The following is a 12,907-nucleotide window of genomic DNA, read 5'->3' on the forward strand; positions in this document are numbered from 1 at the left end:
ATCGCCTTTTGTATTGCCGAATTGCTCGGCTTATTACTGCGCGGCAGGTGCCGGAGCGTTAGCCGCCGAGCTATTGTCTGCTGGGGCGCCCTGTGCGTTAGGCGCTGGGCTGGGCGCTGCGGAAGGGTTGCGCACCGGATTGCGCTCTGGCTGGACTGCTGGTGGCGCGCCGTCGATAGTCAGAGCGTTACGGCCGCCGGTGGCAGAGCCGGTGATGGTGGAGAAGTGGCCATCGTTTGGGTGCATCAAAGAGCAGTTCACGGAGCGGCTGCCACCGTTCCATGCGGCCTCGCTGACCGAGCCCCAGAAGGGTTGCAAGGTGGACTGATAAAGGTTTTCTTCCTCGCCCAGGTACTCGATGGCGGCGGCCGTACAAGTTTCGTTGAGGTAGGAATCCAGCTCCTCACCGTTGGGGTAGCCACCGGTGAAGTGTTCGCCTAGGTTCACGATGGATACGGTCTCCAGCTGGTGCGGCTGCGCACAGTCCACGGTGCGCACGACCTGTTTGTCATCGATGCTGCGGCATTCGCCAGGCTTGGCGACGACCGACTGATCCACCGCTTCCACGTTGCCGGTATTTAGCTGTGGAACGCCTGCCTCATCGGTGGTCTGTAGGCCACAGAGTAGGGTGCGATCTCCTTGCTGCCATGCTGCCTGTGGCGGCAGGACGGATGCAATGTCGAACTTGCCGTTTGGATCCCATTTGCCGTGCAGGTAGCCCAGGGTGCTGGACTCGCACAGCTCATCGCGCAGCGCGTTCTGGCGGGTGACGTCGGGCCGCTCAGCGTCGGGGCCGAACTCACTGGTGGGGTAGGTGCTGAGATCCTCGCGAGCAGCAACCTCAAAGCGGTGCGGCTTATCGCAGGAAATCTCGGCGAAGTTGGAGATTTCTCCCTTGCCGTCGATGTCCCAGGATAAGCAGGTGCCGGACTCGGCCGAGGTAAACGCAACTACCTCTGGCTCGGCGGAAGGCTCTGCTTTTTCGGGAGCAGAAGACTGGCTATTTGTGCTGCCAGTATTCGGGCTAAGCAGCCCGTATGCACCGAGAAACGCGGCGGCTGCGAGGGTGGCCACTAAGAATAAGCGGACGGCAAATGATGAGCGCCAAGGAGAATTCTTACTCATAAGGCTTCCCATAGTACCCGTCTGCCTGGGATTCTTCTTATCCCTTAGGAATCGAGAGCGCGGCTTACCCGCGTGGTAAGCCGGTAGCGGTCGGTGCGATAGACCGAAGAACACCACTCAACTGGGCGATCGCCCGAGCGGGACTTGCGGATGATGTGCAGCAGTGGGGTGCCGGGCTCGACGTCGAGAAGCTGCGCTATCTCCGCATCCGCCGCAATCGCCGTGACCGTCTGATCCGCCTCCGTGATTGGCAGATCGAAGTTGGAGTCCAGGATGGCGTAGACCGAGTTGTAGATGTCATTTTCCAGAAGGTTGGGAACAAAGGCAGAGTTATACCAACCGTCATCGATGGAATAGGGCTCCCCATCGCCCAAGCGAAGGCGGCGCAGGTGGGTATGCGTCACGGAAGGATCGGCGCCGAAGAACTCGGACACCTCATCCGGGGCTGACGCGCGGCCGCCCAAGAGGATTTTGCTGGAGGCCTGGACACGTTGGGCACCCATTTCATCGGAGAATGAGGCCAAATGCAGACGAGATACTAGGGGATTAGGGGCGACGAAGGTGCCTTTGCCGCGCACGCGCCGCAGGCGTCCGGCGGCAACCAAATCACCGATGGCGCGGCGCACCGTGATGCGAGAGACGCCATAAGTCTCTTCCAGAATACGCTCACCTGGGAGGATGTCCCCTGGTTTCAAAGTGGTGTTGCACAGCTCGGTGAGGATGTCACGCAGCTGGGCATGCTTTGGGACGGGTCCATCGGTGATTATTTGTGCGGTCATAAACACATAATAATTCGCTGGTTATTACCACTGCAAGGGCAGCTTAGTGCGCTAAACTTTTAAGCGTGATTGATCTAAAGTTCCTCCGCGAAAACCCAGACGTTGTCCGTGCCTCCCAGGTAACCCGTGGTGAGGATCCAGCTCTTGTTGACGAGCTTCTGGCCGCCGACGAAGCCCGCCGTTCTGCCATCCTGGCAGCCGACGAGCTACGTTCCGAGCAGAAGGCCTTTGGCAAGAAGATTGGCCAGGCCTCCCCAGAAGAGCGCCCAGCCTTGCTGGAGGGTTCTAATGAGCTGAAGGAAAAGGTCAAGAAGGCCGAGGCGGAACTGGCTGCTGCTGAAGAAAAGGTAAACGAGCTGCAGTTCCAGCTCTCCAACGTCGTGGAGGGCGCGCCGGCTGGCGGCGAGGATGACTTCATCGTCCTCGAAGAGGTTGGCACGATCCCAGAGTTCGACTTCGAGCCGAAGGATCACTTGGAACTCGGCGAGTCCCTTGGGCTTATCGACGTAAAGCGTGGCGCCAAGGTGGGCGGCGCCCGCTTCTACTACCTGACCGGTGACGGTGCCTTCCTGCAGCTGGGCATGCTCATGCTCGCGGCACAGAAGGCGCGCGAGGCTGGCTTCCAGCTGATGATCCCGCCAGTTCTGGTTCGCCCAGACATCATGGCCGGCACCGGCTTCTTGGGCCAGCACTCCGATGAGATCTACTACCTGCCGGCAGATGATCTCTACCTCGTCGGTACCTCCGAGGTTGCGCTCGCGGGCTACCACAAGGATGAAATCCTGGATCTCAGCGACGGCCCAATCAAGTACACCGGTTGGTCCTCCTGCTTCCGCCGCGAGGCTGGCTCCCACGGCAAGGACACCCGCGGTATCCTGCGTGTTCACCAGTTCGACAAGCTGGAAATGTTCGTCTTCTGCAAGCCGGAAGAAGCAGAGCAGATGCACCAGATGCTGCTGCAGATGGAAAAGGACATGCTCGCTGCGATGGAGCTGCCTTATCGCACCATCGACATCGCTGGTGGCGACCTTGGCTCGTCTGCGGCCCGCAAGTTCGACAACGAGGCATGGGTTCCAACCCAGGGCTGCTACCGCGAGCTGACCTCCACCTCGAACTGCACCACCTTCCAAGCGCGTCGTCTGCAGACCCGCTACCGCGACGAAAACGGCAAGACCCAGTACGCCGCAACCCTCAACGGTACCCTGGCCACTACCCGCTGGCTCGTTGCCATCTTGGAAAACCACCAGCAGGCCGACGGCTCCGTGGTTGTCCCAGAAGCGCTGCGCCCATTCGTGGGCAAGGATGTTCTGCGTCCGCGCTAAAGCAGATTAGTTAACAGTTATATATACGTCCCCCGGGTTTTCCTGACCCGGGGGACTTGTCGTGCTTAACTAGTAGTTGTTTTGTCCGAGCTACCTTTAGCCTTCACAAAGTCCCGCATATTTTAACCAGGGGGAAGAACTATGAACGCCGTTAAAGACTTCTTTTATCAACGCATTGTCACCCTGGCACGGGGCGTTACTATTGCGCAGGGGCTTAAGTTTCGCACCTGGGGCGAGGAGAATATCCCGGACAAGGGCGGCGCGGTGCTCGTGGTCAATCACACCGGTTACATGGACTTTGTCTTCGGAGGTTTTCTACCGCATAAGAAGAAGCGCCTGGTGCGCTTTCTGACCAAGGCCGGCGTCTTCAAGACCCCAGTCGTGGGCCCACTGCTGAAGATGATGGGCCACATCCCGGTAGACCGTATCGATGGTGGAGCTTCCATCCGCCAAGGCATCGAGCTGGCCAAGGCCGGCGAGCTGGTCGGCGTCTTCGCCGAGGGTACGATTTCCCGCAGCTTCGAAATCCGCAGCATGCGTGGCGGCGCAGCCCGCATCGCTTATGAAGCCGGCGTGCCGATTATCCCGACGGTCACCTTCGGCTCCCAACGGTTGTGGACCAAGGGACAGAAGAAGAACCTGGGCCGCAGCAATACCCCGCTGCTTATCCGTGCCCTCGAGCCTTTTAAACCGACTGGCGACGTCGAGGCAGACACCGCCGAGATTCGTCGCCGCATGCAGGAAGGCCTCGAGATGCTCTGGAAGGACTACGAGGCGGAGTTTGGTCCAATGCCGAAGGGCGCTTTCTGGGTTCCAGCCCGCATGGGCGGCGGAGCGCCGAGCCTGGAGGAAGCAGAGCGCGAGGATAAGGCGGTCGAGTCGGAGCGCTACCGCGTGCGCCGCCTGCGCGATGACCTGATGGGGCTCAAGACTCGTATCTCCGAAGCCACCTCTGAGCTGGTCAAGGACCGTCTGGCCATTACCGCAAAGCCGGCCAGCGGCGAGGTGGAGGAGCTCAAGCGCACCACCCCGGAGACACTCGAGTGGATCAAGGAAAACCTCAACATCGTCATCGAGGAGGCCACTCGTGGCTTGGGTGAAGGTCGCGACAAAGTCACCGAAATCATGGGACAGCTCAAGGTTGATGTGGCTGAGGCGCAGGCCAACCTCGCCACCAGTAGCAAGGAAGTCTTCGCGGGCTCCAAGGTGGAGCAGGGCTTGTTGAGCGCTGCAACTCAGTCGCGCCTTATCGTCTCCCGCCTGCCGCACCGCATGAAGGCGCACTTCACGCAGATCCCGCGCATCGTTGTGGCAGATGAATCCACCTTGAATTATGAGGATGGTTCCGTGACCAAGCGCCTGCACGATGCATTCGCCGGCGTTTATCCGGAGTCGCAGATGCTGGTGCTGATGTCCCCGCAGGCGGCAGCTCACCCAGACTCCACCTTTGCCAATATCCAGCAGGAACTGTGGAGGATTGAGCATCAGGGCGGCGTCGTCAAGCATGGCTCCGAGGTTATTGCCATGCACCCGCTTTCCGACGCCGCCGTTGCTGCCATCGAAGCACACAGCGACATTGTCGTCGAATGGGCCTACGAAGGTGGGGAAGTGGTCTCTGGTCATATCAAGCGCGAGCTGCGTGAGGTGAAGGACGTCCTGGGTGAAGTACCCGGTGCCCGTTTCGTGGACACCCCAACGGGGCTAATCGTGGTTGCAGATGAGGCATGTCGTTGGGTTGCTACTGAGCAGATTCTTGAGCTAGTGGGGGCGGCCCCGCGTGAGGTGACCGTCTTTGCTGGTGAGGCAGGAGACGAGGTTTTCTTGGACCACACGCAGGTGGTCGCGCTGGAGACTGCACCCATTGAGCTGGTCAAAGAAGCAGGTTCCGTGACCTACTCGGCAGAGCGCGCTGGCGTCTCCGAGGTGCTGGAGGCGATGGCGAAGTTGAATAAGAAGAAGTAGACCTTAAAAAGGTTAGGGAAACCGCAAGGAGCGTCTGGATATGACCAGACGTTCCTTTTTATTTGTCTGTCTACACCCCCCCTATAGGGGTATAATAAGTTTCTTTCCTTTATAAAAACTCATGGAAAATGCTGGTTACGGTGGCGAAACTTACGAGTGAGTAGTGCAACAGCGCGCTTTCTGTCGTGACCCCTAACATAAGATTTAGGAGAAAAGATCTTCAAGGCCCGAGGCGGGGAATGGACCACTTTGGGCGACCATGAGGCTCCACCTGTCACCGTAGCGCGCGCCGTGCGAGAGCACGGCGACTGTATTGCGATGGCATAAGGGGCAAGTTAAGGAGATGAGTTTAGTAATGACAAAGCTAAGCAATCAGAGTTTCAACCCGGAATACTTTGAAAAGGCATGGGAGAACTACTCCGATGAGGAATATGACGTCGTCATCATCGGCGGTGGCTCCGTTGGCGCAGGCGCAGCAGTCGACGCCGCTACCCGTGGCCTGAAGACCGCAGTTGTCGAGTCCCGCGACTTCGCGGCAGGTACCTCTTCCCGCTCCTCCAAGATGTTCCACGGTGGCCTGCGCTACCTGGCGATGTTCGACTTCCGCCTGGTCGCCGAGTCTCTCCATGAGCGCGAGCTCAACATGTCCACCCTGGCTCCGCACCTGGTCAAGCCGCTGAAATTCATCTTCCCGCTAACCCACCACGTGTGGGAGCGCGTGATGATGTTCGGCGGCTTTACTTTGTATGACCTCATGGGCGGCGCAAAGAGCGTTCCGATGCAAAAGCACCTGACCCGCAAGGGCGTGCTGAATGTTGCCCCGGGCCTGAAGGATCACGCAGTGGTTGGTGGCGTGCGCTACTACGACACGCTTGTCGACGACGCTCGCCACACCATGACCGTCCTGCGTACCGCCGCCGAGTTCGGCGCCAGCGTCCGTACCGGCACCGAGGTCGTGGGCTTTGAAAAGGACCGCGGCGGCCGCATCACCGGCGCGCATGTCCGTGACGTTGCAACCGGCCGCGAGACCACCATCAAGGGCCGCGTCTTCATCAACGCCACCGGCGTGTGGAATGACAAGATCCAGGAGATGGCCGGCGTGGAGGGCAAGTTCACCGTCCACGCTTCCAAGGGCGTGCACATCGTCGTGCCGAAGGACGCCCTCGACGCCGATGCTGCACTGTGCTTCGTCACCGAGAAGTCCGTACTCTTCGTTATTCCATGGGGCGAATACTGGATCATCGGTACCACCGACACGGACTGGGAAAAGGGTCTATCTCTGCCGGATCCGGCACCAACCAAGGCCGACATCGACTACATCCTGGATCAGGTTAACCAGCGCGTTTCCCGCACCATTACCCGCTCCGACATCGTCGGCGTTTACTCCGGCTTGCGCCCGCTTTTGACCGGTAAGTCCGACACCACCACCAAGCTGTCCCGCAACCACGCCGTGGCCAAAGTTGCTCCGGGCCTCGTCTCCGTTGCCGGTGGCAAGTACACCACCTACCGCGTCATTGGTAAGGATGCCGTTGACCTGGCCGTCAAGGAGCTGACTTTCGACGCTCCAGAGTCCGTCACCGAACGCACCCCAATCCTGGGTGCCGAGGGCTACCACGCTCTGGCTAACCAGGTACCGACCTTGGCTAAGCGCTACGGAGTGCACCAGGACGTCATCGAGCACCTGCTTGGCCGCTACGGCTCCCTGCTGGGCGAGGTCCTCGCTCCGGCAGAAGAAGACGCTGAGCTGCTGAAGCCGGTTCCAGGCGCAGAGCAGTACCTGTGGGCTGAGGTGCGCTACGCCGTCACCCACGAGGGTGCACTGCACCTGGATGACATCCTTTCGCGCCGCCTGCGCATCGCCATTGAGTACGCACACCGCGGCGTCGATTGCGCCGATGCGGTGGCCAACTTCGTCGCTCCGCTGTTGGGCTGGGACGATGCTGCCAAGCAGGCAGAAATCGCCGCATTCAAGCAGCACACCGAAGCCGAGCTGCAGGCAGAAGCAGCACTGACCGACCAAGAAGCAAACGACATCCTCGTGCGCGCGGCAGGCAAGCCGCAGGTATAAGGACCATTCAAGAGAAAGACTAAAAGCATGACCGCAATGGATGCTTTCCTCTGGGAGTTCATCGGAACTGCCCTGCTCCTCCTGCTGGGTAACGGCGTGTGCGCCTTGGTTACCCTGCGCACCTCCGGTGCCAAAGGATCTGACTGGATTGTCATTGCCCTGGGCTGGGGCATGGCAGTTTTCGTGGGCGCCAGTGTGGCGGACCCTTCTGGCGGCCACCTCAACCCGGCCGTGACCTTGATGGTTGCCATCAACGGCGGCCTTGAGTGGAACCTCGTTCCTGCCTACATCGCAGGCCAGCTTTTGGGTGCAATGCTCGGCGCATTGCTTGCTTGGGCGGCCTTCAAGCAGCTTTTCGACGCCAATAACCTCGACGAAGCTGGCAATGAAACCGGTGCGAACGCCTCCACCGGTGGCATCTTCTTCACTGGCCCTGCTCACCCGAATAACTTCTGGAATGCGGTCACTGAGTTCATCGGTACCTGCGTGCTGCTGATGTTCATTGCGTTTGGTCCTTCCGGCGGTGAGATTGGTGCATTGAAGTATTTCGCAGTCGCATTCGTCGTCGTTTCGGTTGGCCTTTCCCTGGGTACCCCAACCGGCTACGCCATCAACCCGGTCCGTGACCTGGGTCCGCGCTTGATGTACGCATTCGTCCTTCCCATCAAGGGCAAAGGAAGCGCCAACTGGGGCTATGCCTGGGTACCAATCGTCGCCCCGCTGCTTGCTGCAGTAGCCATCGGTTTCCTTTCCATGGCTTTGGCTTAAATACGCATCTCTCCGCATCTTTGAAAATACGCAAGGAGTAAATCCATGAGCGAAAACAAGTTCGTAGCAGCAATCGACCAGGGCACTACGTCCACCCGCTGCATCATCTTCAACCACGACGGCGAGCAGGTCTCCGTCGGCCAGTTCGAGCACGAGCAGATCTTCCCGGAAAAGGGTTGGGTTGAACACGACCCGAAGGAAATCTGGGACAACACCCGCCGCGCCGTCGGCGAGGCTTTGGCCAACGGCGACGTCGCCGTCGAGTCAATCGTTGCGCTGGGCATTACCAACCAGCGCGAGACCACCGTCGTGTGGGATAAAAACACTGGTGAACCGGTCTACAACGCAATTGTTTGGCAGGACACCCGTACCACCCAGATCTGCAAGGAGCTGGCGGGGGAGGAGGGCCCGGACAAGTGGCGTCGCCGCACCGGCTTGGTCATCAACTCCTACCCGGCAGGCCCGAAGGTCAAGTGGATCCTCGATAACGTCGAGGGTGCTCGCGAGCGCGCCGAGGCTGGCGACCTGCTCTTCGGCACCATCGATTCCTGGCTGCTGTGGAACCTGACCGGTGGCGCCGAGGGCGACGGCGACCAGCCGCCAGTTCACGCGACCGATGTCACCAACGCATCCCGCACCTTGCTCATGGACATCGAAAAGCTCGAGTGGGATGAGGAACTGTGCAAGGAGATGGGCATTCCTACCTCCATGCTGCCGGAGATTCGTCCTTCCCTCAGCGACTTCCGCACTGTGCGCGCCCGCGGCTCCCTGGCTGGTGTGCCGATTCGCGCCATCCTCGGTGACCAGCAGGCAGCAATGTTCGGCCAGGGCTGCTTCCGCCCGGGTTCTGCAAAGAACACCTACGGCACCGGCCTATTCTTGCTGCTGAACACCGGTACCACCCCGAAGTTCTCCGAGAACGGTCTGCTGACCACGGTGTGCTTCCAGCGCGAGGGTGAACGCCCTGTCTACGCGCTCGAGGGCTCGGTCTCCATGGGCGGTTCCCTGGTGCAGTGGCTGCGCGATAACCTGCAGATGATTCCGAACGCGGCCTCCATCGAGAACATGGCCCGCTCCGTCAAGGACAACGGCGGTGTTTACTTCGTGCCGGCCTTCTCCGGTCTCTTCGCACCGTACTGGCGCCCGGATGCCCGCGGCGTCATCGTTGGCCTTACCCGCTTTGCCAACCGTAATCACATCGCCCGTGCGGTTCTGGAGGCAACTGCTTACCAGACTCGCGACGTCGCAGATGCCATGGTTGCCGATTCCGGTGTGGAGATCACCGAGCTGCGCGTCGACGGCGGTATGACCCACAACGAGCTGCTCATGCAGTTCCAGGCGGACATCCTGAACGTCGAGGTGCACCGCCCGAAGAACGTGGAGACCACCGCAACCGGTGCTGCCTTCGCCGCTGGCCTGCAGGTCGGCTACTTCGAGGATCTGAAGAGCCTGGACACCGGCAGCGGTGAGTTCAAGGTCTGGAGCCCGAAGATGGATGAGGAGGAGCGTTCCAACCTCTACAGCGAGTGGAAGCGCGCCATCAAGCGTTCCCTGGCTTGGGAAGATTCTGAAGATGACGACGTCATTCAGTAGGCAACCCTCCCGCTAGCTCCCGCTTAGCTAGCGCGCTCTAGGTCCCGCATCTTTTTGGTGCGGGACCTTATTTCTTGCAGGAGGCACTAATTGCCTGCGGGCGCGAAGTAGACTGTGGGGCATGGTTGATTCCTTATGGGCGCCGCGCCTTATTGCCAGTGACATCGACGGCACTTTGTTAGATAAGAACCATCGCGTCACCAAGCGTAACCGTGAAGTAATAGCCCGAGCCGTGGCGTCGGGTGCGTACTTTGCGCTTTCCACCGGGCGCCCGTTCCGCTGGATTGCGCCCGTGCTGGAGCAGCTGCCCGTCCGCCCGGTATGCGTGACGTCGAATGGCGCCGTCATCTACGATTCCGCGGAAGATAAGCTCCTCAATGTTCACGCGCTCTCGCCCGCCGCCATCACAGACGTCATCGCCGTGGCGCAGGAGGTACTGGAGCCGCTTGGGGGAGCAGGCTTCGGCGCGGAACGCGGCGGGACCTCGCTTGCCGACCCCGTCGAAGAGCTTTTTGTGGTGGAGCCCCACTATTCCGAGAACGCGCTTTTCGACGGCTTCGGGGTCGTTTCCATCGATGAATTAGCGGCTGAGCCCGCGGTGAAATTGCTTATCCGCAACACGCAATTTAGCGCCCCTGAACTCTACGATCTGATTGCTCCGCGGGTGGACCCAACGGTTGCCCATGTTACCTATTCGATGACGGAGGGCATCCTCGAAGTCGCTGCCCCCAACGTGACCAAGCGCAAGGGCGTGTCCTGGCTGGCGGAGAACTTCGGCATCGAACGTAGCGACATAATCGCTTTTGGGGACATGCCCAATGACATCGAAATGCTGTCGTGGGTGGGGCGCGGCGTCGCCATGGGCAATGCGCATCCTGCCGTGAAGGAGGCCGCTGACGAAGTCACCATGGCCAACCATCAATCGGGCGTGGCAAAGGTGCTAGAACAATGGTTCTAGCACCTTAATCCTGCAGGGGCTGACACCCCCTGCCAACTAGTCGGTGAAGACGTTAATCTTCTCGGTTGCTGGGTCGTATTGGATGTAGCCACCCTGGAAGTCCACGCGGATTTCGCGGCCGTTGCCGGTGGAGACCTCGTCGGAGGTCGGCAGGCCGAGTTTGGTGGAGTTGTCGCCCTCGGACCAAGCCTTAGCGACCTTGCCCGTCAGGGCGTGGGTGCCGGTCTCCTTGGAAGAGAGAACGACGCCGTTTTCAAAGAGCTGGGAGACAACGCCCGCCTTGAAGTCCGGGCCGCCTACTGCGAGGCCGAGAACAGGGCCGAAGGCGTTCAGGATTGCCGTCCAGGACTGCTGCAGGCCCGGGTTGCCGGAGATCTGGATGACCTTGGAGACAATGTTTGGAATCTCCGAGGTGGTCAGGCCACCGACGACGGTCTTATTGCCGTCGACCTTCTGGCCCGAGCGAGACAGGAAGATGCCGACCAAAGTCGCGGCGATACCGGCAACCGCCTGAATTACTGCAACCGGCACCTGGACGCCGCCCAGAGAGGAGGTAGCGCCGTTCGTACCGGGGTTTCCGCCGGTGGTTCCGCCGGTGTTTCCACCCGGATTATTGGTACCCGGCGTCGTGGTGCCGGTATTCGTCCCAGTGTTCGTGTTGGTGCCATCGTTGGATGGCAGCTGCGCACCGGAGCCGGCAGTGCCGTTCTTGATGGACTGGTATTTGCGGTAGGTCGCATTGCGGATATCGCCCCAACGTGCCACGGTGTACTTGCCTGGGCAGGCGGTGTAGTGCAGGTCATTGTGGCCGTGGAAGGTCGGAACGTGAGCAACCGTTCCTGCTGGGAAACGGGAGCCGTTGAATCCGCCGGAGACCAGGTCGGTGGAGCCCTTCGGGTTGATGTTGGAGATCGCGGCCTTCCAGCCAGCGATTTCCGCCACGGAATTCAGCATGGCTTCCGTCGGTGCTGCGGTCTCGTAGTTACCAATCATGGAGATGCCCCACGTGTTGGTATTGAAGCCGCCAACGTGTGCGCCCTGCACGGCCTTATCGAGGCCGCCGTAACGGCCCTCGTAGATGGTGCCGTACTTATCCACCAGTGCGTTGTATCCGATATCGCACCAGCCTAGGTTCTGCGCGTGGTACTGGTAGATTCCGCGCACCTGCGCTGCAGCATCAGCCTTGGTGTAGTTGTTGTTGCCCGCGGTGTGGTGCAGGGTCAGTGCCTTCACGCCGTCGTCGTAGTCTGGCCCCATGCAGCGCTTCGACTCGTCCGCACCCCAGCCCGCGCGGGAGACGACCTTTGGCATGCCGTCGGTGACGGCGGTCTGCTCGATAGCCTCGCCCGCCTGCGCATTGCCGTCGATGAAGACAGCCTCCATGCCCTCGGTGCTGGTGTTGTTTGCCGACGCGCCAGATTCCTGTGCACCGGATTCCTGTGCGCCGGAATCCTTAGCGTCCATCTCCTGCACGTCAGCCACCGGTGCAATGTCACCGACGTTGTACGGCAGCGGCGCCGGGTGCGGGTTGGCTGCTGCTTCCGCGGCCTGTTCAATCACGGACTGATTGGAGTCCTCCGCCGGTGCGGAAGCAGGCGACTGGCTTGCCGACGCCGCCGGTGCCGAGGTTTCCGGTGCCGCGGACTCTGGGGCCTGCGTACCGTCTTCTTCCACGGGGGTTTCCTCGAAGCTCTTGTCCAGGTTGGTGCCCGAGACAAGATCTACGTTGTTGATGGAAACCTGCACGTCGTTGGTGGTTCCTGTGTAAATCAGCTCGGTGCCGTTAGTGGCGTTCGGATCGTCGTTGGTATAACCCGAGTTGTCCATGTCGTACCACTCGGACCAAGAACCGTCAGCCTGCTTGGCGCGCACGAAAGCAGCAACGTCACGAGCGCCCTTCCAGGTCACGGCGAACATGGAGAAAGGCTCGTCCCGGTGGAACTGCTTGACGGCGCGGGGGCCGTCGCCTTCGCCCTGGGCAGAGATGGCAGCGTCGTCGACCACAACGGTTTCTCCGTCGCCAAAGCTCGTCGAGGCGGAAGCTACTTCGATGGGGCCGGAGCCGTTTTCTTGGGTGCGCAGCACTTGGTGGCCACCGAAGGCGGCAGCCGCAACCATCGAGACAGAGGTGACAGCAGCGATGATCGGAGTGGACCACTTCGACTTGGTAGGAACGAGACGGCGTCGTAGTTGCACGTTATCTCCCTTGAGGTTTTGCGTAACGCGTGCGGGTGGTTTAGACAGCTCAAACCGAATTACGAAAGTTAACAGTTGCGCAAAATGTTACTTATGTTGTTTTTGTTAATTCTGTTCCGACACGCGTCAAAAGTGC

9 protein-coding genes are annotated in these 12,907 nt (G+C 60.3%); 6 read left to right on the top strand and 3 right to left on the bottom strand.

All coding sequences use genetic code 11. From position 1 onward, the window contains the following. Nucleotides 1-33: 33 nt before the first annotated feature. Nucleotides 34-1,125 (bottom strand): septum formation family protein, encoded by a 1,092-nt coding sequence (locus QKB66_RS07475; RefSeq protein ID WP_248093832.1) that lies wholly within the window; start codon nt 1,123-1,125, stop codon nt 34-36. Nucleotides 1,126-1,169: 44 nt separating this feature from the next. Further along, the gene (locus tag QKB66_RS07480; RefSeq protein WP_248093833.1) at nt 1,170-1,904 is read right to left on the bottom strand and encodes a GntR family transcriptional regulator; all 735 of its coding nucleotides are present in this window, start codon (nt 1,902-1,904) and stop codon (nt 1,170-1,172) included. A gap of 65 nt (nt 1,905-1,969) precedes the next feature. Here QKB66_RS07480 and serS point away from each other — a divergent pair, with 65 nt between their 5' ends. From serS to QKB66_RS07510, 6 genes are all read left to right on the top strand, one after another. Then, nucleotides 1,970-3,226, top strand: coding sequence for a serine--tRNA ligase (serS, locus tag QKB66_RS07485; RefSeq protein WP_061925081.1), 1,257 nt, complete (start codon nt 1,970-1,972; stop codon nt 3,224-3,226). Between the two features lie 141 nt (nt 3,227-3,367). Next, the gene (locus QKB66_RS07490; RefSeq protein ID WP_248093834.1) at nt 3,368-5,188 is read left to right on the top strand and encodes a lysophospholipid acyltransferase family protein; all 1,821 of its coding nucleotides are present in this window, start codon (nt 3,368-3,370) and stop codon (nt 5,186-5,188) included. 355 nt (nt 5,189-5,543) lie between these two features. Next, a complete protein-coding gene (locus QKB66_RS07495) occupies nt 5,544-7,256 on the top strand; it encodes a glycerol-3-phosphate dehydrogenase/oxidase (RefSeq protein ID WP_414253011.1) in 1,713 nt (570 codons plus the stop codon). 27 nt (nt 7,257-7,283) lie between these two features. Then, nucleotides 7,284-8,024, top strand: a complete 741-nt coding sequence (locus QKB66_RS07500) for an MIP/aquaporin family protein (RefSeq protein WP_311518041.1) — start codon at nt 7,284-7,286, stop codon at nt 8,022-8,024. 45 nt (nt 8,025-8,069) lie between these two features. Continuing rightward, nucleotides 8,070-9,617, top strand: a complete 1,548-nt coding sequence (gene glpK, locus QKB66_RS07505) for a glycerol kinase GlpK (protein ID WP_248093837.1) — start codon at nt 8,070-8,072, stop codon at nt 9,615-9,617. Between the two features lie 121 nt (nt 9,618-9,738). After that, the gene (locus tag QKB66_RS07510) at nt 9,739-10,575 is read left to right on the top strand and encodes a Cof-type HAD-IIB family hydrolase (RefSeq protein ID WP_062036802.1); all 837 of its coding nucleotides are present in this window, start codon (nt 9,739-9,741) and stop codon (nt 10,573-10,575) included. Nucleotides 10,576-10,611: 36 nt separating this feature from the next. On the opposite strand, the gene QKB66_RS07515 is transcribed toward QKB66_RS07510, so the two are convergent. Then, nucleotides 10,612-12,771 carry an N-acetylmuramoyl-L-alanine amidase gene (locus QKB66_RS07515; RefSeq protein WP_414253012.1) on the bottom strand — a complete coding sequence of 720 codons (2,160 nt, stop codon included), beginning with the start codon at nt 12,769-12,771 and terminating at the stop codon, nt 10,612-10,614. Nucleotides 12,772-12,907: the final 136 nt, after the last annotated feature.

The organism is Corynebacterium sp. c25Ua_89 (genome assembly GCF_047459735.1).
Lineage (GTDB): Bacteria > Actinomycetota > Actinomycetes > Mycobacteriales > Mycobacteriaceae > Corynebacterium > Corynebacterium simulans.